Annotated in this window: 16 protein-coding genes; 6 read left to right on the top strand and 10 right to left on the bottom strand. The window is 67.0% G+C overall.

Annotation, left to right across the window (positions count from 1 at the left end):
* Nucleotides 1–29: 29 nt before the first annotated feature.
* From QRM95_RS14320 to QRM95_RS14295, 6 genes are all read right to left on the bottom strand, one after another.
* On the bottom strand, nt 30–761 hold the full coding sequence (locus QRM95_RS14320; RefSeq protein WP_285248223.1) for a glutamine amidotransferase: 732 nt from the start codon (nt 759–761) through the stop codon (nt 30–32).
* A 77-nt stretch (nt 762–838) separates the two neighbouring features.
* Nucleotides 839–1276, bottom strand: a complete 438-nt coding sequence (locus QRM95_RS14315) for a YybH family protein (RefSeq protein ID WP_109863418.1) — start codon at nt 1274–1276, stop codon at nt 839–841.
* 17 nt (nt 1277–1293) lie between these two features.
* Complete coding sequence (locus QRM95_RS14310; RefSeq protein ID WP_285248222.1) at nt 1294–3105, bottom strand: acetyl/propionyl/methylcrotonyl-CoA carboxylase subunit alpha; 1812 nt, start codon at nt 3103–3105, stop codon at nt 1294–1296.
* A gap of 129 nt (nt 3106–3234) precedes the next feature.
* On the bottom strand, nt 3235–3879 hold the full coding sequence (locus QRM95_RS14305) for a Maf family protein (protein WP_285248221.1): 645 nt from the start codon (nt 3877–3879) through the stop codon (nt 3235–3237).
* Nucleotides 3880–3888: 9 nt separating this feature from the next.
* Nucleotides 3889–6411: an MMPL family transporter gene (locus tag QRM95_RS14300; protein WP_285248220.1), complete on the bottom strand. Its 2523-nt coding sequence runs from the start codon at nt 6409–6411 to the stop codon at nt 3889–3891.
* A gap of 16 nt (nt 6412–6427) precedes the next feature.
* Nucleotides 6428–7099 (bottom strand): TetR/AcrR family transcriptional regulator, encoded by a 672-nt coding sequence (locus QRM95_RS14295; protein ID WP_285248219.1) that lies wholly within the window; start codon nt 7097–7099, stop codon nt 6428–6430.
* A gap of 175 nt (nt 7100–7274) precedes the next feature.
* Here QRM95_RS14295 and QRM95_RS14290 point away from each other — a divergent pair, with 175 nt between their 5' ends.
* Nucleotides 7275–7835: a hypothetical protein gene (locus QRM95_RS14290; RefSeq protein WP_285248218.1), complete on the top strand. Its 561-nt coding sequence runs from the start codon at nt 7275–7277 to the stop codon at nt 7833–7835.
* A 112-nt stretch (nt 7836–7947) separates the two neighbouring features.
* On the opposite strand, the gene QRM95_RS14285 is transcribed toward QRM95_RS14290, so the two are convergent.
* The 4 genes from QRM95_RS14285 to QRM95_RS14270 form a co-directional block, all read right to left on the bottom strand.
* Complete coding sequence (locus QRM95_RS14285) at nt 7948–9387, bottom strand: dicarboxylate/amino acid:cation symporter (RefSeq protein ID WP_285248217.1); 1440 nt, start codon at nt 9385–9387, stop codon at nt 7948–7950.
* Between the two features lie 306 nt (nt 9388–9693).
* Nucleotides 9694–11379, bottom strand: coding sequence for a DUF885 domain-containing protein (locus tag QRM95_RS14280; RefSeq protein WP_285248216.1), 1686 nt, complete (start codon nt 11377–11379; stop codon nt 9694–9696).
* Nucleotides 11380–11476: 97 nt separating this feature from the next.
* A complete protein-coding gene (locus QRM95_RS14275) occupies nt 11477–11719 on the bottom strand; it encodes an acyl-CoA carboxylase epsilon subunit (protein ID WP_285248215.1) in 243 nt (80 codons plus the stop codon).
* Nucleotides 11716–13299 carry an acyl-CoA carboxylase subunit beta gene (locus tag QRM95_RS14270; RefSeq protein WP_018762994.1) on the bottom strand — a complete coding sequence of 528 codons (1584 nt, stop codon included), beginning with the start codon at nt 13297–13299 and terminating at the stop codon, nt 11716–11718. Before QRM95_RS14270 ends, QRM95_RS14275 begins: the two co-directional genes overlap by 4 nt.
* A gap of 215 nt (nt 13300–13514) precedes the next feature.
* Here QRM95_RS14270 and QRM95_RS14265 point away from each other — a divergent pair, with 215 nt between their 5' ends.
* The 5 genes from QRM95_RS14265 (at nt 13515) to QRM95_RS14245 (ending at nt 23638) form a co-directional block, all read left to right on the top strand.
* Nucleotides 13515–14402 (top strand): SDR family oxidoreductase, encoded by an 888-nt coding sequence (locus QRM95_RS14265; RefSeq protein ID WP_285248214.1) that lies wholly within the window; start codon nt 13515–13517, stop codon nt 14400–14402.
* A 117-nt stretch (nt 14403–14519) separates the two neighbouring features.
* Nucleotides 14520–15428: a biotin--[acetyl-CoA-carboxylase] ligase gene (locus QRM95_RS14260; RefSeq protein ID WP_285248213.1), complete on the top strand. Its 909-nt coding sequence runs from the start codon at nt 14520–14522 to the stop codon at nt 15426–15428.
* Nucleotides 15421–16017 (top strand): PH domain-containing protein, encoded by a 597-nt coding sequence (locus tag QRM95_RS14255; protein ID WP_285248212.1) that lies wholly within the window; start codon nt 15421–15423, stop codon nt 16015–16017. Before QRM95_RS14260 ends, QRM95_RS14255 begins: the two co-directional genes overlap by 8 nt.
* Entirely contained in the window at nt 16007–17185 is a 1179-nt protein-coding gene (locus QRM95_RS14250; protein WP_285248211.1) for an adenylate/guanylate cyclase domain-containing protein, read from the top strand. Before QRM95_RS14255 ends, QRM95_RS14250 begins: the two co-directional genes overlap by 11 nt.
* 330 nt (nt 17186–17515) lie before the next feature.
* Nucleotides 17516–23638 carry an Ig-like domain-containing protein gene (locus tag QRM95_RS14245; protein ID WP_285248210.1) on the top strand — a complete coding sequence of 2041 codons (6123 nt, stop codon included), beginning with the start codon at nt 17516–17518 and terminating at the stop codon, nt 23636–23638.
* Nucleotides 23639–23680 lie beyond the last annotated feature (42 nt).

Here is a 23680-nt window from a genome sequence, read left to right as displayed (position 1 = left end):
GCCATCCGGCCCGCCGGGCATTTTCATGCTCAGCGGGCGTAGCGTGCCACGAAATTCTTCAGGACGGTCATGGGCTCGGTCACGGTGGACCGGCGTGCCGCCGCCATCAGTTCCCCGGCGGATTCCGGCGGGAAGTACCCGGCGTGCCGGTAGATATCGATCCGGGTCACCAGCCCCTCCGCGTCCAGTTCGGGGTGGAACTGCGTGGCGTAGAGGTTTGCGTTGATGCGGAACATGTGGACCGGGCAGGTGGCGGAGCGCGCCAGCAGGACGGCGTGCGCCGGCAGCGACCTGACGGCCTCCTTGTGGCCGGTGAAGCCCGTAAACGTCCGGGGCAGCCCCTGCAGGAGGGGATCCTGCAGCCCCGCCTCCGTCAGTTCGATCTCCACCGCTCCCAGCGGTTCCCCGTAGGTCCGGTCGATCACCGCGCCCTGGTGCGTGCCCAGGGTGCCCACGCCGTAGCAGGCGCCCAGGAACGGAAAGTCGAGCGCCACGAGCTGGTCCAGCAGGCCCGAAAGTTCCCGTTCCACCCGGTGCTGTACTGCGCTCTTGTCCCCGGGTGGATCGCTGGAGGTGAACGGGCTGCCGCCGACGATCACCCCGGAGTACCGCGAAAGGTCCAGTTCGGGCAGCGGTGCGGCCTCCAGCCTGACCCGGTGAAGTTCGCGCTCTTCCAGTGCGCCGTACCTCAGGTAGGCCGCGTATTCGTCGTCGGCGGCGGCATCCTCGGCGCGGGATGCGAGAAGCAGGAAAGGCAGCATCTGCTAAGTCTGCCTGCTGTTGCCGAGCCCTGCCAGCACCCGGGCCGTCCCGACGGCGAACCGGGTGCGGGGGCAGGTCAGGCGGCGGGCTGCGTCAGGGAGCGCCGGGACTGGGGCCGGGCGGCAGGGTCCGCGTGCCGGTGCACCAGCTTCCAGTAGCCTTCCTCGCGGCGGAAGATGCTGGTGACGCGCAGGGCGAATTCCTCCGTGGCGGCCGCGGCGTCCAGCCGCGCCCGGAAGTGCTCGGTTTCCACCAGGTAGGCGGTGTCGCGGGCCGTGTAGGAGGTGACGGTGTCGAAGCCCAGCATCTCGCCGTCGCGGAACTGCCGGGCCGCCTGGTCAAGACGGGCCTCCACTTGTGCCCAGCCGCGGGCGATGCCGCCAAACGGGTTGGCCAGGGTGACATCGTCCTGCCGGGAGTACAGGTCCTTGATCGGGGCCGGGTTGCCCCGGGTGATTTCGGGAACCGCCTGGTGGTAGCGGTCCACTTCTTCCTGGAAGCTTGGTGCGAGCATGTCCGGCGCGGCGCTTTCTAGTCTTCGATCGTGGCGATGATGGCGCCGGCGGACACCGTTTCGCCCGCCGTTGCCGTCAGGCCCGTGATGGTGCCGGAACGGTGCGCCGTCAGCGGCTGCTCCATCTTCATGGCCTCCAGGACCACCACCAGGTCGCCCTCGGACACCACGTCACCGTGCGAAACGGCGACCTTCACGATGGTTCCCTGCATGGGGGAAGTGAGGGCATTGCCCGTGGCTGCGGCGGGACCTGCTGAACGTGAGCGCTTCTTGGACTTGCCGGGCTTGCCGGCGGCTGCGGCGGTGCCGGGGGTGCCCAGGGATGCGGGGAGCACCACTTCCAGGCGCTTGCCGCCCACCTCGACGACGACGCGCTGGCGTTCGCCGGCGTCGGGCTCTACTTCCGTGGTGCCGCTGGGTGTCCAGGCGGGGATGTCGTTGACGAATGCGGTCTCGATCCAGCGGGTGTGGACCTTGAACGGGCCTTCCGCGGGGGCGAAGTCGGGGTTGCTGACCACGGCGAGATCGAACGGGATGACGGTGGGGATGCCCTCGACCACCATTTCCTCCAGGGCACGGCGGGAGCGCTGCAGTGCCTGGGTGCGGGTGGCGCCGGTAACGACCAGCTTGGAGAGCATCGAGTCGAAGTTGCCGCTGATGACATCGCCCTGCTCCACGCCGGAGTCGATCCGCACGCCGGGCCCGGTGGGGTTCTTCAGGACACTGATGGTGCCGGGGGAGGGCAGGAAGTTCCGGCCCGGGTCCTCGCCGGTGATGCGGAATTCAAAGGAGTGGCCGCGGACCTCGGGGTCGCCGTAGCCGAGTTCCTCGCCGCGGGCCAGCCGGAACTGCTCGCGGACCAGGTCGATTCCGGTAACTTCCTCGGAGACGCAGTGCTCCACCTGGAGGCGGGTGTTGACCTCAAGGAAGGAGATGGTGCCGTCCTGGCCTACCAGGAACTCGCAGGTGCCGGCACCGAGGTAGCCGGCTTCCTTGAGGATGGCCTTGGAGGATTCGTAGAGCCGCTGGTTCTGTTCCGGGGTGAGGAAGGGGGCCGGGGCCTCCTCCACAAGCTTCTGGTTGCGGCGCTGCAGGGAGCAGTCGCGGGTGGAGACCACCACCACGTTGCCGTGTGCGTCGGCGAGGCATTGGGTCTCGACGTGCCGGGGAGCGTCCAGGAAGCGCTCGATGAAGCACTCGCCGCGGCCGAAGGCTGCGACGGCTTCACGGACGGCGGACTCGAAGAGCTCGGGGATTTCCTCGCGGGTGCGGGCAACCTTGATGCCGCGTCCACCGCCGCCGAAGGCCGCCTTGATGGCCACGGGCAGGCCGAACTTGTCCACGAATTCGAGGATTTCCTCGGCGGATTCCACCGGATCGGCGGTGCCGGGGACCTGCGGGGCACCGACCTTCTCGGCGATGTGGCGGGCCTGGACCTTGTCGCCCAGGGCGGAGATGGCCTCGGGGGAGGGGCCGATCCAGGTGATCCCGGCGGCGATGACCTTGGCGGCGAAATCGGCGTTCTCCGCCAGGAATCCATAGCCGGGGTGGATGGCGTCGGCGCCGGACTGGCGGGCGGCGTCAAGAATCTTGTCCATCACCAGGTACGACTCGGCGGCCGTGGTGCCACCCAGGGCATAGGCCTCGTCGGCGAGTTTGACGTGCAGGGCGTCACGGTCGGGGTCGGCGTAGACGGCCACCGAGGCGATGCCTTCGTCCCGGGCCGCACGGATGATGCGGACGGCGATTTCCCCGCGGTTGGCGATCAGCACCTTGGTGAGGGTCGTCGACTGCGTGGGACCTGCGGACTGCTCCAAATTTGCTGACAAGGCGTCTCCTTCTTTCCTTCAGGGAGCCTAGCGCGGTTTTGAGGGTTCCGCCGATATTACTTGCGGAATCCGCGTGTAAACCAGCCTTCCTTTGTAGGGAAGCTACAAGGCGCCCCGAAAATGGAGGACTTAGCCCGCGGGCCAGAGATCCGTGATGCGCACATTGGCGGCGGCCAGGAGGCCCCTGAGGGTGGAGACGGACAGGCCGACGACGGCGTGCGGGTCGCCGTCGACCTTCCGGATGAAGGCCCCACCCAGGCCGTCGATGGTGAACGAACCGGCGCAGTGCAGCGGCTCGCCGGTGGCGATGTAGGCGTCGATTTCCGCCGGGTCCATGTCCATGAAGGTGACCTCGGCGGAGGCGACCGCCCCGAGCGTGGCGCCCGAACCGCGGCCGCCGGGGCCGTCGTCGTCCGTGTCCCTGCAATCCACCAGCCAGTGTCCCGTGTGCAGCACCCCCGCGCTGCCGCTCATCCGCAGCATCCGGCCCCGGGCGACGTCGGCCGTGTACGGCTTGCCGTGCGCCTCGCCGTCGAACTCGAAGACGGAGTCGCAGCCCAGCACCAGGGCGCCCTCCGCTTCCGGCAGGGACGCCACGGCCTCGGCCTTGGCCCGGGCGAGCAGCAGTGCGGTGTCATGCGGGTCGGTGACGCCGTACCGCTCCTGGACGGCTTCCTCGTCGACGTCGGACACCAGGACCGTGTGCCGGATGCCGGCCTCGGCCAGGAGCTTGGTGCGGGCGGGGGACTGGGACGCGAGAATCAGGTGGTGCACGGTTCCAGCCTAGTGGACCAGTTCACCGGGGGTGGGAGCGGCCTGGCCGCGGTTGAGCTTGGCCCCTTCGACGTCCACGTCCGGCAGGATCCGGTCCAGCCAGCGCGGCAGCCACCAGGACTTGGCGCCCAGCAGGTACATCACGGCCGGGACAATGGTCATCCGGACCACGAAGGCGTCGAACAGGACACCGAAAGCCATGGCAAAGCCCAGCGGCCGGACCATGGTGAGGTGGCTGAAGATGAAGCCGGAGAACACGCTGACCATGATGATCGCGGCGGCCGTCACCACGGCGGCTGCGTGCCGGAAGCCCACCCGGACAGCTTCCTTGGCCTCGGAGCCGTGCATGTACGCTTCACGCATCCCGGAGGCGATGAACACCTGGTAGTCCATGGCCAGGCCGAACAACACGCCGATCAGGATGATGGGCAGGAAGCTGAGCACGGCTCCCGGGTTGGCGACGTCGAACACGCCGCCCAGCCAGCCCCACTGGTACACCGCCACCACCGCGCCGAAGGCCGCGGACAGGGACAGCAGGAAGCCGCCGGTGGCCAGCAGCGGGACAACGATGGAGCGGAAGACCAGCAACAGCAGGACCAGGGAGAGACCGACGACGATCGCCAGGTACGGCGGCAGGGCGGCACCGAGCTTGGTGGAGACATCCACGTTGCCGGCCGTCTGACCGGTCAGGCCCATGGCCACGCCGTAGTCCGACTGGATTTCGCCGTTGAGTCCGCGCAGTTCGGCGACCACCTTGACGGTGCTGGCGCTGGCGGGGCCTTCCTTGGGAATGACCTGGAACACGGCGGTCCGGCGGTCATCGCTGAGGGCCACCGGCACGGCGGCCACCACGTTGTCCACGGCGCGGAGCTTGTCCGCGATGTCGTACTGCAGCTTTTGTGCCTGGGCCGCGTCGAGGTTCGCCGGGAACTCGCCCACCGCCACGATCGGACCGGTCACACCCTCGCCGAAGCTGCGCGCCGTCAGGTCGTAGGCCTGGTAGGCCTCCGAGTCCACGGGCTCGGAGCCGCCGTCCGGCAGGGCCAGCTGGAGCTGGGTTGCCGGCAGCGCCAGGGTGCCGAGTACCAGGACGCCGGCCACCAGTGCCACCCACGGGTGCCGGGTGACGAGTCCGCCCCAGCCGCGGGTGCTGCGCTGGCGGTCGGTGGCGAGGTCCGCGGCTTCATGGCCCGGCTCGGCGTTGTGCGCCTCGGCCTTGGCCCAGGCCCGCCGGGAGATGATGCGGCGGCCGATCAGGGACAGCATGGCGGGGGTCAGCGTGATGGCCACGAGCACGGCCACGGCTACGGTCCCTGCTGCGGCAAGGCCCATGACGGTGAGGAACGGCAGCCCGGGGACCACCAGGGCGGCGAGGGCGATGATCACGGTGAGGCCGGCGAAGACCACCGCGTTGCCCGAGGTGCCGTTGGCCCGGGCCACCGATTCCTCGGCGTCCATCCCGGCGAGGAGCTGGGTCCGATGCCGGTTGACGATGAACAGCGAGTAGTCGATGCCGACGGCGAGGCCGAGCATGAGGGCCAGCATGGGGGAGATGGAGCTCATGTCGAACAGGCCGGAGAGTGCGAAGGTGATGCCGACGCCAACTCCGACGCCGATGATGGCCATCAGCAGCGGGAGGCCGGCGGCGATCAGGGTACCCAGCATGAGGATCAGGACCAGCGCGGCGACGGCGATGCCCACGATCTCCGCCGTGCCGAACAGGGCCGAGATGTCCTCCGTAATCTCCTTGCTGGCCAGTGCCGTGACGCCGGCTGAGGACGTTTCATGGGCGATGTCCTGGACCTGTTTCCGGACCGCCGGGGAGAGCCCGTTGATGGAGGTGTTGAACTGGACCTGGGCGACGGCGGCCTGGTTGTCCTCCGAGACAAAGCGGATGGCGGAGGCCGCCTGGGCCTGGCGTTTGCCGAGCTCCAGCTTGGCCTTGCTGGCCTCCAGGTCCCGGGTTCCGGCGTCGAGCTTGGCCTGGCCTGCTGCCAGTGCCGCCTTCTGCTGGCCCAGTTGCGCGTCGATCACCGCAGCCGGTGCCCCTGCGGCCGTGAGCTGCTGCTCAGCCGCGGCCAGCTGGGCCTTGCCTGCCTCCAGCTGTGCCCGTGAGGAGTCCAGCTGGGCCTGGCCGGCGGCCAATTGCTGTTCACCGTCGGTGATCGCCTTGGCTGCCTGGTCCACCTGGGCCTGGGTGGCGAACGGGTCAACCGTGCCGCGGACCTCGGGCAGGGCCTGGAGCTTCTTCAGCGCGTCCGTGACGGCTGCGCGGCCCTGGTCCGTGAACCCGCCGGGCGGGGCTTCGAATACGATCGTGGCGCTGCCGCCTGAAGCCGACGGCAGGTCCTGCTTGAGCTTGTCAGCGATCCGCTGGGTCTCTGTGCCCGGGATCTGGAAGTTGTTGGACAGGGTGCCGTGGAACGCTGCGGCCGAGCCGCCAACGGCCACCAGCACGGCAAGCCACAAGGAGATGACAAGCCAGCGCCGGCGGTAGGAGAACTTGCCCAGGCGGTAGAGGAGGAGTGCCATGCGGAAACCGATCTGATCAGGAGGTGCGGACAGCGGAAGATGAAGCAGGGGGAGCGAAGCCTGTGCCCAGGAGGGCGATCGAGTCAATCAACAGTTGACGCAGCTCGGTCAGGGAACCTGCCGTGAGGTCCGGCCCGCGCCGGCTGAACCAGACCTCCATGGCAGCCTTGCCGCAGGAGATGATGGAGCCGGCCAAGGCGTGGACATAGAGTTCGTCCTGCCCGCCCGGGGTGCCGGCGAGGCGCTCGCGGGCGACGGCGAAGACCTGTGCCCGGCAGTGGTCCCATGCCTCCAGTTCGGAGTGGGCCATCAGCGGGCTTTGCTGGGTCAAGGTAAACAGTTCCGCCAACGGGGCGACGGCCTCGGGATCGGCCAGGGCCACCAAGGCCGCCTGGGCCGATTCCAGCATCGGTTCGTCGGCCGGGCGGAGCCGCAACTGCTGGATGGCGGTGTCCAGGAAGCCGTGGACGATGGACGCCAGCGCGGCGTCGGTGCTGCTGAAGTAGTTGAAGAAGGTGCGGCGCGAGATCCCGGCGGCGTCGGCGATGTCCTCCACCGTGAAGTTGCCCGGCCCTTTGGCGCGCAGCAGTTCCAGGGCGGCGTCCGTGATGGCCTGCCGGGTGGCTGCCTTGTTCAGCTCCCGCCTCGAAGGGGGTGCCTGCTGGGCGTCGGGGGAGGTGGTTGGCACAGGATTACACTACGTGCAACTTTGCACTACATGCAAGTATTTTGCGCGTGGATTCACAGGAGAACGAAAGGTTCCCAACAGCCTTTCCTGAAGCTCGTGGTGGATGCTTGGAATGTCTCAGTGAGAGAGGCATAAACCTACAGCCGTCGCAGGACGGCGAATCAGGAGACGAAAGATGTCACGTACCAAGAAGATGACCCTGGGCTTGTCAGCGGCTGCGCTGGTCCTCGGCGCCGGTATCGGAGTGGCCGGCATGGCCTCCGCAACCACCACGACGCCCACGCCTACGCCCAGCGCGAGCTCAAGCGCTCCGACCGACGGAGGCAACGGCGCCGCCCCCGATGGCATGGGCCGGCACGGTGGCCGCGGCGGACACGGCGAGGACCAGGCTGCTGCGCTGGCCACGAAACTCGGCGTGGACCAAACCAAGGTCCAGGACGCGCTCAAGGCCTTCCGTGATGCCAACAAGCCCTCCGCCCCGGCTGAGGGACAGAAGCCGGACCCGGCCGCCAGGGAAGCGGCGCTGGCCAAGTCGCTGGCCGCCGCACTGGGCATCGACGAAGCGAAGGTGACGGCGGCCCTCCAGGAGATCCGCAGCGATGAGCAGTCTGAGCACGCTGCTGAGCTCAAGACCCGCCTGGACAAGGCTGTGACGGACGGGAAGCTGACGCAGGCTGAAGCCGATGCCGTGACCAAGGCGGTCCAGAACGGCGTGATCGGTGGCGGCGGACGCTGACTGAAGCCCGCGGTTGGGGGACCACGGTTCCCCTGAGCGGCAGGAGCGCTTAACAGCATGAAGTCCCCCGGGAAGTTTTCCCGGGGGACTTCATGCTGCTGTGCGGCTGCCGTTAGGCCTTCGCGTCCTGCAGTTCGCGCGGTGCCGTGTCGGCACTGGTGCCGTCGGTGGGCTCACCGGCAGCGGTTTCGTTGTCATCCACGAACGGGGTGCCGTTGCGCGGTGCGTTGTACAGCGATTCATCGAGGATGCCCTGGCGCTTGGCCACGATGGTGGGAACCAGTGCCTGGCCGGCCACGTTCACGGCGGTCCGGCCCATGTCCAGGATGGGGTCGATGGCGAGCAGGAGCCCGACGCCGGCCAGCGGGAGTCCCAGCGTGGAGAGCGTCAGCGTCAGCATCACCACGGCGCCGGTGGTTCCGGCGGTCGCTGCGGAACCCAGCACGGAGACCAGGGCGATCAGCACGTACTGGCTGAAGTCCAGGTGGATGCCGAAGAACTGGGCGACGAAGATGGCGGACACGGCCGGGTAGATGGCCGCGCAGCCGTCCATCTTGGTGGTGGCGCCCAGCGGCACTGCGAAGGAAGCGTAGGCCCGGGGGACGCCCAGGCTGCGTTCGGTGACGCGCTGGGTCAGCGGCAGGGTGCCCACCGAGGAGCGGGACACGAAGGCCAGCTGAACGGCCGGCCATACACCGGAGAAGTACTGCTTGATGGACAGGCCGTGGCTGCGCACCAGGATGGGGTACACCACGAACAGGACCAGGGCCAGGCCCACGTAGATCGCGACGGCGAACTTGCCGAGGGAGCCGATGGTGTCCCAGCCGTAGACTGCGACGGCGTTGCCGATCAGGCCGATGGTGCCGAGCGGGGCGATGCGGATGATCCACCACAGCACCTTCTGGATGACGGCAAGGGCCGAGGCGTTCAGGTTCAGGAAGGGTTCGGCGGCCTTACCCACCTTGAGGGCGGCAACACCGACGGCGATGGCGATCACCAGGATCTGGAGCACGTTGAAGCTGACCGAAGTGGTCACTGCGCCGGAGTCGCCGACGGTGGAGCTGGCGCCGAGTCCCAAGAAGTTCTTCGGGAAGAGGCCCACGAGGAACGCCCACCAGTCACCGGATTTGCCGGTGTACTTGGCTTCCTCGGTGATGCCGGTGTTGGCGCCGGGCTGCAGCAGCACGCCCAGGCCGATGCCGATCAGCACGGCGATCAGGGACGTGATGGCGAACCACAGGAGCGTGTTCCATGCCAGCCTTGCCGCGTTGGATACCTGGCGCAGGTTGGAGATGGAGCTGACGACGGCGGTGAAGATCAGCGGGACCACGGCGGTCTGCAGCAGCGAGACGTAGCTCGAGCCGATGGTCTGCAGCGTGGCGCCGAGGGCGTTCGGGTTGGTCTTGGTGCTGCCGGTGTACTTGGCGAGCAGGCCGAGGCCAAGGCCCACGATGAGGGCCGCAATGATCTGGAAGCCGAAGGAGGAAGCCCACTTGGGCAACTGGAATCCGGTCTTCCCCGCGGAGGATGGGGTGCTTGTCTGAGTGGTCACCAGAACAAGCTAGACCTGTCACGCATACCACGTCGAAAGAATATTGAGAAATATTACGCGGCAGCAATTGTGCTATGCACTGGAAATACTAGGAAATACAGGGCAGGCGGCGGCATTTGTTACTTATTCCCGCGGTGGGTGTGCTTAATGTCTCGCGCGGAGGCAGCAAGGGGCCCATCCGGCAGCGCGCTCCCCACCGGCCCCTAACCTCGCAAGCTCGGCCAGGGAACCCTGCCGGCGTGGGCCCAGCCGCGAGGAACGAGCAGCGCGCAGAGGATGGGCCCCTTGGGGCCGCGCAGTTCAGGGTCAAGACAAGAGCGCCCGGCGGAGGGTGTCCAGTCCTACGGAGCCGATGTTGAGGGCCTTGGTGTGGAACTCCTTGAGGTCGAACCCTGGGCGGGCTTCGAGCTCGGCGCGGATTTGTTCCCAGAGCCGCTGGCCCACCTTGTAGGAGGGTGCCTGGCCGGGCCAGCCAAGGTAGCGGGTGAACTCGAAGTTTAGCTGGCCGTCGCTGATCGGGAGGTTTTCCTTGAGGAAGCCGTAGCCCGTCTCTGCTGTCCAGGTGCCGGATCCCCAGCGCCCGGGCATGTCCAGTTCGAGGTGGACGCCGATGTCGAAGACCACGCGGGCGGCCCGCATGCGCTGCATGTCCAGCATTCCCAGGTGGTCGCCGGGATCCGTGAGGTAGCCCAGCTCCTGCATCAGCTTCTCGGCATAGAGGGCCCAGCCTTCGCCGTGACCGGAGGTCCAGCAGACGTTGCGCCGCCAGTTGTTGAGCAGTTCACGGCGGTAGGTGGCAGTGGCCACCTGGAGGTGGTGGCCTGGGACGCCTTCGTGGTAGACGGTGGTGGTCTCGGCCCAGGTGGTGAAGGTGTCCTCGCCGGCCGGGACGGACCACCACATGCGGCCGGGACGGCTGAAGTCATCTGACGGGCCGGTGTAGTAGATGCCGCCCTCGTCCGTGGGGGCGATCCGGCATTCGAGGGTCTTCATGACGTCGGGGATGTCGAAGTGGACGCCGGCGAGCCCGGCCATGGCCTTGTCCGAGAGGTCCTGCATCCAGGCCTGCAGGGCATCGGTCCCCTTGAGTTGCCGGGCGGGATCGTTGTTGAGGATGTCTTTGGCCTCCGCGATGGTGGCGCCAGGCTTGATGCTGTGGGCGACGCGTTCCTGTTCGGCGATGAGGCGGTCCAGCTCCTGGACGCCCCAGGCGTAGGTTTCTTCCAGGTCCACTTCGGCGCCGAGGAAGGATCGTGACGCCAGTGCGTACCGTGCCCTGCCCACGGCGTCCTTTTCGGGTGCTGCCGGGAGCAGCTCGGTGCGCAGGAACTCTGCCAGTCCCACATAGGCGGTCCGGGCCGCGCCGGTTCCGGCGTCGAGCTTTTCCTGGAGCGGCGCGGGCAGCGGGCCGTCGGGGGTGGCTGCACCGGCGGCCAGCTTGGCGAAGAATCCGTCGTCGGCGGCGTACTTGGTGACCTGTTCAATGACGATCCGGACCTGCCTCGCGGCGGCCACTTTGCCGGCGTCCCGGGCGACGCGGAGGGACTCGATGTAGCCGCTGATGGCCGCCGGCACGTTGCCGGCCCGGCCCGCGATGTGCTCCCAGTCCTGCGCGGTGTCGGAGGGCATGAGGTCGAAGATGGCCCGAATGTCCTGGGCGGGCGAGGCGATGTTGTTGAGCTCGGCATACTCCCAACCGGAGGCATGGATCAGCAGTTGCAGCCCGAGGCGCTCCCGCATGGCGTCCAGGGTGACGGCGTCGACGTCGTCTTCCGGCTCCAGGCCCTCCAGTGCGGCCAGCGCGTCTCGCGCGGCCTCGGCGAAACCTGCGATGCCGGCAGGCGAGAAGTCTTGGTATTCCGTCTCGTGGCCCGGCAGGCCAAGAGTCGTGGCGAAGGTCGGGTTGAGCCTGATGAGGGTGTCCGTGTAGTCGTCGGCGACGGCGTCGATGCGGGTATGCGGGCGCGCGGCGGGTGCAGTGTCTGTAGTCACATTCCGAGACTACCCGGCCGGGCGGACAGGGCGGCCCCATGCCGGTGGGGATGGACCCGCGTCAGGTGAAGCGGTACCTGGGAGGCGGTGGGGAGGGTCAGCCGTGGCTGCGCTTCCAGGCGCCCGGGCCGGGTGACGGGGCGAGCCGCAACTGCTGCCGGCGCACCCAGTGCCGCACGCTGGGTGCGGCAGGCTTGTCCGGCGCCGGGCCCCCAAGGGACAGGACGACGGCGGCCAGCGCGGCGAGTTCCTCGGCGTTCGGTTGCCCTTTGACGACAGAGAACAGCGGCGCGGACGGGGTTTCGGCAGGCTCAACCACCGGCTCCTGACCCGGCGTCACAGCGGGATGTTCCCATGCTTCTTGGCCGGGAGGCTGGCGCGTTTGTCGCGCAGTGCCCGCAGGCCCTTGATGATCTGGACCCGGGTATCGGAGGGGGCGATCACGGCGTCCACGTAGCCCAGCTCTGCCGCCTGGTAGGGGTTGAGGAGTTCTTCCTCGTACTGGCGGATGACCTCGGCGCGGCGCGCCTCGACATCCCCGCCGTTTTCCGCGACGGCGGCAAGGTCGCGGCGGTAGAGGATGTTGACGGCGCCCTGGGCGCCCATGACGCCGATCTGCGCGGTGGGCCATGCAAGGTTCAGGTCGGCGCCGAGCTTCTTGGAGCCCATCACGATGTAGGCGCCGCCGTAGGCCTTGCGCGTAATGACCGTGAGCTTGGGGACGGTCGCCTCGGCGTAGGCGTAGAGGAGCTTGGCGCCGCGGCGGATGATCCCCTGGAACTCTTGGTCTTTGCCCGGAAGGAAGCCGGGAACGTCCACCAGGGTGATGATGGGAATGTTGAAGGCGTCGCAGTGGCGCACGAACCGGGCCGCCTTTTCGGAGGCGGCGATGTCCAGGGTGCCGGCGAACTGCAGCGGCTGGTTCGCCACGATGCCCACCGTGTGGCCCTCGACGCGGCCGTAGCCGATCATCACGTTGGGGGCGTACAGGGCCTGCATCTCCAGGAAGTGCCCGTCGTCCACGATCTGTTCGACGACGGCCCGCATGTCGTAGGGCTGGTTGGCGGAGTCCGGAACCAGCGCATCCAGGGCGAGGTCGTCGTCGTCGACCTCCAATTCCTGCTGGTGTCCCAGCACGGGTGCCTCGGACAGGTTGTTGGAGGGAAGGAAGTCCAGCAGTTCGCGCACGAACTCGATGGCGTCGGTTTCGTCGGAGGCCAGGTAGGTGGACGTTCCGGTGGTGGCGTTGTGCTGCCGGGCACCGCCCAGCGTTTCCATGTCCACGTCCTCGCCGGTGACGGTCTTGATGACGTCCGGGCCGGTGATGAACATGTGGGACGTCTTGTCCACCATCACCACGTAGTCGGTGAGGGCAGGGGAGTAGGCGGCACCGCCGGCTGAGGGGCCCATGATGAGCGAGATCTGCGGCACGACGCCTGAGGCGTGCACGTTGTTGCGGAAGATGTCCGCGAACATGGCAAGGGATGCCACGCCTTCCTGGATGCGTGCGCCGCCGCCGTCCAGGATCCCCACCACGGGGCAGCCATTGCGGAGGGCGAATTCCTGGACCTTGACGATCTTTTCGCCGTTGACCTGGCTCAGCGAGCCGCCGTAGACGCTGAAGTCCTGGCTGTAGACGGCCACCAGCCGGCCGTCCACGGTGCCGTAGCCGGAGACCAGGCCGTCGCCCAGCGGCTTCTTCTTTTCCATGCCGAACGCCGTGGAACGGTGCACGGCGAGGGCGTCGAATTCCACAAACGAGTCTTCGTCCAGCAGCAGCTCGATGCGCTCGCGGGCCGTGTTCTTGCCCCGGGCATGCTGCTTTTCGATGGCCTCGGGGCCGGAGGGCTGTGCGGCACGCGCCTGGCGGTCGCGGAAATCTGCGATCTTTCCCGCTGTCGTTGTCAGATCGTGGCTCATCAAGTGTCTCCGGCTCTGTAGCAAGTCAGTTCTGTTGGCTGGCGGTCCGCATTCGCGGGAGCTTTAAGTAGCATCCACACAAAAGAAGAACCCTGGTGGCAAGTCTAATGACGGTTTGTGCGCCCGCAGCTGTAGGGAACCTACAATTTTCTGCCGTTCCAGCACCCTCTCCGCTATGTTACCCGCCAGTAACTTAGTTGGGCTACAGTGTTCCCATGACTTCAAGCGACGAGGCTTTGCAGGCACCCCGGAGCCCTTACCGGGCAGCCGGTTCCCTGGCAGGACGCACCATCCTCATCTCCGGCGGAAGCCGCGGAATCGGCCTGGCCATCGCCAAGAGGGCGGCCCGGGACGGCGCCAATATCGTGCTGCTGGCCAAGACCGGCACGCCCCACCCCAAACTGGCGGGAACAGTCTTTACCGCCGCCGAAGAACTGGTGGAGGCCGGCGGCCAGGCGCTGCCCCTGGTGGGCGACGTCCGCCGGGACGAGGACGTGGCCGGAGCCGTGGCCGCAGCCATGGAGCGCTTCGGCGGCATCGACGTCGTCATCAACAACGCCTCGGCCATCGACCTGTCCACCACGGACGCCGTCGACATGAAAAAGTACGACCTCATGCAGGACATCAACGTCCGCGGTACCTTCCTGCTCTCCAAGCTGGCGCTCCCCGCGCTCCGGGCCTCGGCGCACGGGCACATCCTGACGCTGTCCCCGCCGCTGAACCTCCACCCCTCCTGGGCGGGAAAGCACCTCGCCTACACCATGGCCAAGTATGGGATGAGCCTGACCACGCTGGGCCTGGCCGAGGAATTGAAGGCCGACGGCGTCCGGGTGAACTCGCTCTGGCCGTGCACCCTGATCGACACGGCCGCCATTCGCAATATGCCCCACGGCTCGACGATGGTGCTGGCCGCGCGGGGCCCGCAGATCATGGCCGATGCCGCCCACGCCATCCTGACCGGAAGCCACCTTGCCGCCGGAGACGCGGAATCGGGCAACTTCTACACGGACGAGCAGGTCCTGGCGGGCGCCGGCGTCGCTGATTTCCGGCCCTACAGCCTCGGTGCGGCCGAGGACCAACTGGTTCCGGACATCTTCCTCTAGGCCGGTGGTTCCGCCCGGACCGCCCGGACCGCCGCCCCGTTGCGGCCGGTGAGGCGTGGTCCCGGGAGGAATCTGCGCTGATGGGTGGTCTCCAGCTTCGCTCGGTAGGATTCAGGTATGGATGACACGCACGTACCGGGCACCCCCCTGAACCGAGTGGACCTGGCCGACCAGCGTTTCCTCTCCGCCACAGGCATTCCCCGGATCGACGTCGTGGATTCGACGGGTTCCACCAACGCGGACCTCCTTCGTGCCGTCACGGTGGACCCGTCGGCCTGGCCGGACCTCTCAGTCCTGACCGCCGAATACCAGACAGCCGCCAGGGGCCGGCTGGACAGGCGCTGGGAAGCACCGCCGCTGAGCTCGGTGTCCGTCTCCGTGGTGCTGCGTCCCGTCAATGCGGAGGGCCGGCCCCTCCCCACCCAGAGCTACTCCTGGTTGTCCCTCATCGCCGCCCTCGCACTGCGCGAGACCCTGCTGGATACCGCCGGCATCCCGGCCGAGCTCAAATGGCCCAACGACGTCCTGGTGCGCGGCCGGAAGATCGCCGGCATCCTGGCCCAGCTTGGTCCGATGGCTGACGGCAAGGTGCCCGCGGTGGTCCTCGGCACCGGCCTGAACGTCACCCTGCGTGAACGCGAACTCCCGGTTCCCACCGCAACCTCGGTGGCACTCGAAGGCGCCCGGACCACCGACCGCACCGTCCTGCTCAAGAGCTACCTCACCCACTTCGCCACCTTGTACCGCAGTTTCTGCAACGCCGACGGCGACCCCACTGCCGGGATGGCCGGCGGCCCTTCCCTGCACAAGCGGATAGAGGCTGTGATGGTCACGCTGGGCAAGCAGGTGCGTGCACAGCTGCCCGGCGACCACGAGATCATTGGACACGCTTCCCGGCTGGATGACTACGGCTCCCTGCTGGTGGTGGACCGCGATGCGCGGGAGCATGTGGTGACGGCCGGCGACGTGGTGCACCTGAGGGCGTGGACAGCACCGGAAGACTCCGGCCAAGGCGGTTATGCGTAAGAGCCTCCTTCCCGGGGAACAAGTCATCGTCACCACCCGCCCGCAGCCCAGGAAGCTCGCCGGTGCCGCCGCAGCCTTCGTGCTCGCCCCCGCGCTGGCAGCCTTTGCCAGCGCCTGGATCATCCGCGGCGGTGCTGCCCGGGTGGCGCCGGTCCTGAACCGGCAATGGACATCTTGGCTCGTGGCCGGCTGCGTCCTTGCCGTCGCCGCCGTGTGGCTGGGCTACTGCCTGCCGCGGCTCCTCCGCTGGCAGGGAACCCGTTACACCCTGACCAGCCAGCGGATGGTGGCCCGGTGCGGCATGCTGAACCGGCGCGACCAACAAGTGAACTTGGTATCCGTGCGTAACCTGACCGTCCACGAATCGCTCCTTCAGCGGTTGGTGCGCTCCGGGAATATATCCTTGGAAACCGGGTACCAGGGCGTGGTGACCTTTCCGGACGTGCCCGAGGTTGCCCGGTTCCGCGACTTTATCCTCGACGCCATCGGGGAACTGCCGGACCAGCCAGATGCCGTGCCGGGTGCGACGTTTTATCCCGCCGGTGCTTTTCCGGAGGACATGAGAGAAGGTGGACGGGATGACCGATGAGGACCAGCAGGAACGCGTCAGCAGCATCGATCCCGGCATCGCCGCCATGGACGACGCCGCCGCCGTCGCGCCCGACACCTCCGCGCACGATACCGGCGCGGACAGGCACCCGCCCACCGGGGCCATGTCCGCCGAGCGCCTCGCCATGAAGGCCCTGGAAGCGCGCCTCCTTGGCGGGGAACGCAAGCTCCGTCGTCGTGAAGTGGCCGCCGGCGCCGGTCTTTCCCTCCTCTCCGCCCGCAAACTATGGCGCGCCCTTGGCTTCCCGAACTTTGGCGACGAAGACGTTGCCTTCACCGAACGCGACCAGGCGGCACTGTCCACCGTGGTGGACCTTGTCCGCGCCGGAAAACTCACCGAGGAAGCGGCGATTTCAGTCACCCGCGCGATCGGCCAAATGACGGACCGCATGGTCGTGTGGCAGATCGAGGCCCTGGTGGAGGACATGGTCCACGAACAGGGGGTCACGGACGCCGTGGCCCGCAAGCGCCTGGTCAACGAACTGCCGGCCCTCGTGGACGCGCTCGAGGAAGTGCTCGTGTACTCATGGCGCCGCCAGCTCAACGCAGGCGTCCAGCGGCTCGCCGTGCGCGCCGAGGCCGGCCTCCAGGCCAGCGAGGAAGGCCGGGAAGGCGACGAGGACGATGCGCCGCTGCCGCTGGCACGCGCGGTTGGCTTCGCCGACCTGGTGTCCTACACCAGCCTGTCCCGGCGGATGAACGAAAAAACCCTGGCCCGCCTGGTCCAGCGGTTCGAAAACAAATGCGCTGAAATCATTTCGGTGGGCGGCGGCCGGCTGGTCAAGACCGTGGGCGACGAAGTCCTGTACATTGCCGAAACACCCGCAGCCGGTGCCGAGATCTCCCTGGCGCTCGCCGAAGCCTTCACCGCAGACGAAATCCTCCCGGAAGCCCGGGTGGCCATGGTGTGGGGAAGGATCCTGTCCCGCCTCGGTGACATTTACGGCCCCACCGTCAACCTGGCGGCCCGCCTCACCACGCTCGCGGACCCGGGAACCGTGCTGGTGGACTCGATGACCGCCTCCGCACTGGAGCACGACGAGCGGTTCGTCATGATTCCCCAGGATCCGGAAAATGTCCGCGGTTTCGGCGAAATTAAACCGGTCCGCCTCACCCGCGGGCGCGGCCAGGGCCTGGTCCTGGACTAAGGGCACCATCCGGCCACGGGTGCCGAGGGCGGCCCGAAAACAATTTGTCCACTTGTTGGCGGATGGCGGTATGGTTGTGGTGCCCGGGGTCCAGTGCCACCGGCTGCCGGCAGGGGCAGAGAGCTATCGGGGGATAAGACTGCATGAACCGACGCGACCAAACGCGCGCTGAAAATCCTGGTTCCGCCATGCCCTGGAAGCCCCGGATAGAGGTCCCCATCGCGGGGTCTTGCGGGGCTTCGGTACTCTTGGCCCGGGGAAAGAAAGCCTACTGCCTGTCCCGCGAACAGGACCGTATCTGGCAACACAATCTGAGGGAAAAGTAACGCTGTGACAACTCTGCTGGGGAAGCTTGGGCTGAAGAAGCGACACAAGAAGGCCGCCGCCGGGACTGCGTTTGGTGTGGCGGTGGCAGTGGTGGTGACCGGTGCGGTGTTGTACCCGGGGTTCAAGACCACTGAGGTTGAGCTGAACGATGGCGGCGTGTGGGTGGTGTCAAAGTCCAAGAACGCTGTTGGGCGGTTGAATTATCCTTCGCGGGTGCTTGATGGTGCTGTGACGCCGGCGTCCACCACGTTTGATGTGTTGCAGCATGCAGGCGAGGTGTTTGTTGACGACGCGACCGGTTCGACGCTGAACCAGGTGTCCCCGGCGAATATGCGCCTGGGTGGAGACAAGCAGCTGCCGGGTTCCGCGGCAGTGAGCTTTGGGGCGCAGACAATTTCGGTGACGGATCCGGCGTCGGGCAAGGTCTGGGCCGTGTCGCCGTCGACGGTGAATGGTTTTGATGAGGAAGCATCGGAGCCCGTCATGGTGGGTTCTGAGGGAATTGTTTCCGCGGTGGGGTCTGATGACCGGATTTATTCGGCGGACCCGAAGTCCGGTGTGGTGTCCGTGACAGGGGTGGATGCCAATGGTGCGGTGACGTCCTCCGAGTCCAGTACCTGGGAGGGGCTTAAGGGTTCCGGCGATCTGCAGATGACGGTGGTGGGGGACAAACCGGTGGTGCTGGATGCCGCGGCGGGGAACCTGTTTTTGCCGGGCGGTAAGCGGCTGGTGCTGGAGAATGCGCGGGATGCGAAGTTGCAGCAGTCAGGGCCGGGCAGTGATTTTGTTGCCGTTGCGACGCGGAAGGCGTTGTTGAAGCAGCCCCTGGACGGGGCGACGGCGAAGACGGTCTCGTTCGATGGTGAGGGCGTGCCTGCGGCTCCGGTGCAGTTGGGCGGGTGTGTGCACGCGGCGTGGTCGGGAGCCAACAAGTACATCCGGGACTGCACCAATGATGCGGACGACAAGAATGTTGCGGTGCCGAAGGCGAGTGCGTCGCCGTCGTATGTGTTCCGGGTGAACCGGGACCTGGTGGTCCTGAATGATGTGAATTCGGGCAATGTGTGGTTGGTTAACCAGAACATGCAGCTGGTCAACAACTGGGACGACGTCGTCCCCCCCAAGAACCAGTCCGATGACCAGGACCAGGAATCGGCAGACAACAACACCATCAACGTCCTGCCGGACCGCACTAAACCCAACCGGCCACCGGAAACCAAGCCCGACGCCATCGGCGTCCGCCCTGGCCGCACTACGATCCTCAGCGTCCTGGACAACGACTCGGACCCCGACGGCGACGTCCTGACCGCTGCCGTGGCGCCGGAAGCAGCACCCAAATCGGGCACCCTCGAAAGCATCTACGGCGGCACTGCCTTCCAGATCACCGTTCCGGCGGATGCCAAACCAGGCACTGAGACCTTTAACTACAGCGCCTCCGACGGCCGCGGGCTCTCCGCCACCGGGCAGGTCACGCTCAGCGTTGTGGGGCCTGACGAAAACAAGCCGCCCAAGTTCAAGCGCGGCGAGGACACCACCATGCTGGTGGAGCAGGGCAAGACGGTTAGCCAGAACATCCTGACGGACTGGATCGACCCCGACGGCGATGATCTGGTCCTCCTCGACGCGAAGGCCGACAACGACCAGGACCAGGTCAAGGTCCGGCGCGACGGCCTGCTCACCTTCCAGGATTCCGGTGCGACCGCCGGCAAGAAGAACGTCCAGGTCACCATCTGGGACGGCCGCGCCACGGTCACCGGCAAGGTGGTGGTCAACGTCCAGCCCCCCGGCGCCCTGGCGCCGGTGGTCAACGCGGACCATGTCACCGCCGTCGTGGGCCAGGACTTGGTCATCTCGCCGTTGAAGAACGACGTCGACCCGAACGGCGGTGCCCTCCGGCTGGCCCAGGTGGAAGCCAACGGACCGGCCGAACTCGGGCCCGTCACGGACGGCGGCACCTTCACGTTTCGCAGCAGCACCCCCGGGCCGGTGTACCTGACGTACATTGCCAGCAATGGGCCGCAGAGCAGCCAGGGATTGATCCGCGTCGACGTCGAATCCGGCAATGACGGCGGCGACCCCGTCGCGGTCCACGACGTCGCGCTGATGCCCACCGGAGGCAGTGTCCTGCTGGATCCCTTGGCCAACGACTCCGACCCCTCCGGTGGCGTCCTGGTGCTGCAATCCGTCAAAATCCCGGACAACGCCCCGGTATCGGTCAGCGTGATCAACCACAGCGTCCTGCGGATCACCGACATCCGGGGGACGAAGGATCCCATCCTGTTCGAGTACACCATGTCCAACGGCAAGAAATCCGCGACCGGCAGTGTTTCCGTGGTGCCCGTCCCGGCGCCGGCCGTGCTCGAAGCACCCCAGCCCAAGCCTGATGAAGTAAACGTCCGCGTCAACGACGTCGTCACCATTCCCGTCCTTGACAACGACACCCACCCGCAGGGGCAGGAACTGACCGTGGACCCCGTCCTGCCGCAGGCCGTGGACCCGGCTGACGGCAAGAGCTTCGTCTCCGAGAACACCGTCCGCTTTATCGCCGGCAGCCAGCCCAAGACGGTGCGCGCCATCTACAACGCCGTCGATCCGCAGGGCCAGAAGAGTGCCGCCGCGGTGACCATCCACATCCTTCCGCTGGAAGGCGCCCAGAACTCCCGGCCCCAGCCAAGGAACCTCACCGCCCGGGTGGTGGCTGCCGGGACGGTCCGGATCCCGGTTCCCTTGGACGGCATCGATCCCGACGGCGACTCCGTCCAACTAACGGGAATCGACAGCACCCCGGCTATGGGAACAGCCACGGTGGGCAGCAACTTCATCGACTTCATAGCCGCGGGCGACGGGGCCGGTACCGATACGTTCCGCTACAAGGTGGTGGACCGCCAGGGGGCAGTGAACACAGGCACCGTTACGGTGGGCATCGCGCCGCGCGGTGACACGAACCAAAAGCCCACCCCCGTTGACGACGAAGTCCGGGTGCGCCCCGGCCGGCAGATCGCCGTCGACGCCATCGCGAACGACACCGACCCCGACGGCGACCGCATCCGCATCATGACCGACGGTATAGAGGCCGACCCCGCGCTGCAGGCCACCGTGAGCAAGAACAGCGGACGGATTATCCTGCTGGCTCCCAACGAAGCCGGGACCTACAGTGTGCGGTACACCATCGCCGATGACCGGGACGCCACCGCCCAGGCCACCATCCGCCTGGTGGTCGATAACGACGTGCCCCTTAAGGCGCCGATCGCCCGCGATGACCGGGTGACGTCCGCCCAGGCAATGGGCAAGACCGCCGTGGACGTCCCGGTCCTCAAGAACGACGAGGACCCTGACGGCGTGGGCGAGAACCTCAAGATCAGCACGGAGGCCACCACCGCCAGGCCTGGCGGCAACCGCAACGTCCTGGTTGACCTGACCAAGGATCCACAGCTCATCCCGTACACCGTGGAAGACGTGGACGGGCTGCAGTCCACGGCCATCATCTGGGTGCCGGGCCTGGGACAGCAGGTTCCCACCCTGGCCAAGGACGACGTCCTGGAAGTGGTGGCTGGTCAGTCTCTTGACGTGAAGCTCAGCGAATGGGTGAAGGTCCGCGAGGGCAGGTCGCCGCGGCTGACCCAGGCGGACCGGATCAAACTCATCGGCGCCGACGGCGGCAACCCCGTGATTGGCGACGGCACCGGCCTGAAATACACCGCCGGGACGGATTACGTGGGTCCTGGATCCCTCACGTTCGAAGTGACCGACGGGACCGGACCCGACGATCCCGCCGGTTTGAAATCCACCCTGAGCATCCGCACCAAGGTCCTGCCGGACCCCAACAAGAACCACCCGCCGGAGCTGCTGGGCGCCAACGTGGACGTTCCCAAGGGTGACTCGGCCGGCACCGACTTGGGCAAGCTGACCTCTGACCCTGACGACGGCGACGTCGAGAAGATGAAATATGAACTGGTGGGCGGATCGCCCGGCGGCTTCAACGTAAGCATCGACGGCAAGACCCTTAAGGCCTCGGCGGCAGACTCCACCGCCACGGGTACCAAGGCCGCCGTCCAGGTCAAGGCGACTGATCCGCGCGGCCTTGAGGCAAAGGCCACCTACCAGCTGTCGGTGACGGCCTCCAACCGGCCCAAACCGGTAGCCAACGACGACGTCGAAGCGAACGCCGCCGCGGGCAAGCCCGTCACCATCAACGTGCTGGCCAACGACGCCAACCCGTTCCCCGAGACCCCGCTGAAGATCATTGCCGCCAACACCGAAACGGGCAGCGGCTCTGTAAGTGTCAACGGCGACTCGGTGACTGTCACGCCCGCCCCGGGCTTCACGGGAACCATGGTGGTGGCCTACACGGTGGCAGACAAGACCGGTGACGATTCCCGCAACGCAACAGCAAGGATCCGGCTGACTGTCAAGGACAAGCCGGCGGCACCCACCACACCGCAGGCGCAGAGCGTGGGTGACCGCACGGCGCTGCTGAACTGGACCGCCCCGGCGGACCGAGGCTCTGTCATCACCAAATACACCGTGTACGGCGAGGGCGGGTTCCGCCAGGACTGTCCGGCCAACACCTGCACCCTAAATGGCCTGACGAACAACACCACCTACCACTTCCAGGTGACGGCCACGAATGAGTTCGGTGAGTCCGACCGCTCCCCGGCCTCGGCCGATGTCCGGCCGGACGTAAAGCCCGACACCCCCATGGCGCCCTCGCTGGCCTTCGGCGACAAACAGCTGACCGTCAACTGGACGCAGCCGGCAAGCAAGGGATCACCGGTGAAGTCCTACGACCTGGAGATTTCTCCTGCACCGGCCGGCCAGAACGCACAGATCCAGAACCTGACGTCAGTCAGCTACGTGTGGAAGGGGCTGCAGAACGGGGTGTCCTACAAGGTCCGGGTCCTGGCGCGCAACGACGCCAAGGAACCGTCCGAATGGAGCCCGTATTCGGCGGCCGAGGTCCCCGCCGGAGTTCCCGCGACGCCCACCGCTCCGAACGTGTCCCAGGCAACCCCATTGGGCTCCCAGAGCCAGTTGCGGGTGGTCTGGTCCGCCCCCAACAACAACGGCGACGCCGTCTCCGCCTACACCCTGACTACGTTGCGGGGTGGGGCTCCGGTGGCCAGCCAGCAGGTTTCGGGCACCTCGCAGAACGTCACCGTTGACAACTCAGAAACGAACTACACCTTCACGGTGTCCGCCACCAACAAGGCGGGGACCGGCGGCACCAGTCCGCAGTCCGCGGCGATCCGGGCGGCCGGCAAGCCGAGCCCGGTGAGCAGCGGCTCCGTCGCTGAGACGGGCACCAGCGGTCAGCTCAAGGTGACCTTCACGCCGCTGGGCGAGGCCCAGCGCAACGGCTCCACGGCCAGCGAGATCACCTACTCGTACAACGCCGACGGCAAGAGCGGCCCGATCGCCGCAGGCGGCGGCACCATCGGCGGCATGACCAACGGCCGGGACATCACGGTGACCATTGTGGCGACGTCCACGAAGAACACTATGTCCAGCGACGCCAAGGCTGTGGGTACCGGCAATCCGTACGGACCGGCAAACGCGCCGAACGTGAATGGCCAAAACTCCACCAAGGGCGACGGCCAGGTGCACTGGACGTGGAATGATCCCGCTACCAATGGCCGTGCGCTCAACCACTACGAAGTCAGCCTGGATAATGGCGGGTGGCAAAATGTCGGCACGGCCAACAAGTTCGATGCCGGTGCAGGGGGCTGGAGCAAGAGCCACAATCTCCGGGTCAAAGCAGTAACGGTGGTGGATGGCGCCGTGGGGGGTCCCGCAACCTCCACCTCCGGTGCAGACCCCGCCCCGCCCCCCGCCCAGACCAAGGTCAGGGTCAAGGCTTCCGACGTCAACAGTTGTCCCGGTAAACCGGGGGTCCCCGACCGCTTCAGCTCGCCGCCTCCTTCGTGTGGAGGCAACAGTGCGAACTGGGTGTCCTACTCGGACGGCTGGATCCCCAGCGCATGCTGGATGAACATCTACGGTTCAAGCGAATCATCCAATCCGCCCACCTACTACAAGTGGTATCGGATGGACGGCGGTCCGCACCCGGGCTGGTACGTGAAGCTGGCAACCATCGACATCAGTGGCCCGGACGTCGGCAGATGTTGATTTCACCGGGCTTACTTTCACCGAAACGTCTTATGAAGTGAG

Origin of the sequence: Pseudarthrobacter sp. efr-133-R2A-89, assembly GCF_030209315.1 — a bacterium.
Classification (GTDB): Bacteria; Actinomycetota; Actinomycetes; order Actinomycetales; family Micrococcaceae; genus Arthrobacter.
Note: the sequence above shows the minus strand (reverse complement) of the source record. Positions and strands in the feature narration are given on the sequence as shown.

Excerpts from the sequence above, each read along its gene's own strand:
- QRM95_RS14315 (WP_109863418.1), bottom strand. The coding sequence starts at position 1,276 with ATGCTCGCACCAAGCTTCCAGGAAGAAGTGGACCGCTACCACCAGGCG.
- QRM95_RS14270 (WP_018762994.1), bottom strand. The coding sequence starts at position 13,299 with ATGAGCCACGATCTGACAACGACAGCGGGAAAGATCGCAGATTTCCGC.
- QRM95_RS14260 (WP_285248213.1), top strand. The coding sequence starts at position 14,520 with ATGGATGACACGCACGTACCGGGCACCCCCCTGAACCGAGTGGACCTG.
- QRM95_RS14250 (WP_285248211.1), top strand. The coding sequence starts at position 16,007 with ATGACCGATGAGGACCAGCAGGAACGCGTCAGCAGCATCGATCCCGGC.
- QRM95_RS14290 (WP_285248218.1), top strand. The coding sequence starts at position 7,275 with ATGTCACGTACCAAGAAGATGACCCTGGGCTTGTCAGCGGCTGCGCTG.
- QRM95_RS14300 (WP_285248220.1), bottom strand. The coding sequence starts at position 6,411 with ATGGCACTCCTCCTCTACCGCCTGGGCAAGTTCTCCTACCGCCGGCGC.
- QRM95_RS14320 (WP_285248223.1), bottom strand. The coding sequence starts at position 761 with ATGCTGCCTTTCCTGCTTCTCGCATCCCGCGCCGAGGATGCCGCCGCC.
- QRM95_RS14255 (WP_285248212.1), top strand. The coding sequence starts at position 15,421 with ATGCGTAAGAGCCTCCTTCCCGGGGAACAAGTCATCGTCACCACCCGC.
- QRM95_RS14265 (WP_285248214.1), top strand. The coding sequence starts at position 13,515 with ATGACTTCAAGCGACGAGGCTTTGCAGGCACCCCGGAGCCCTTACCGG.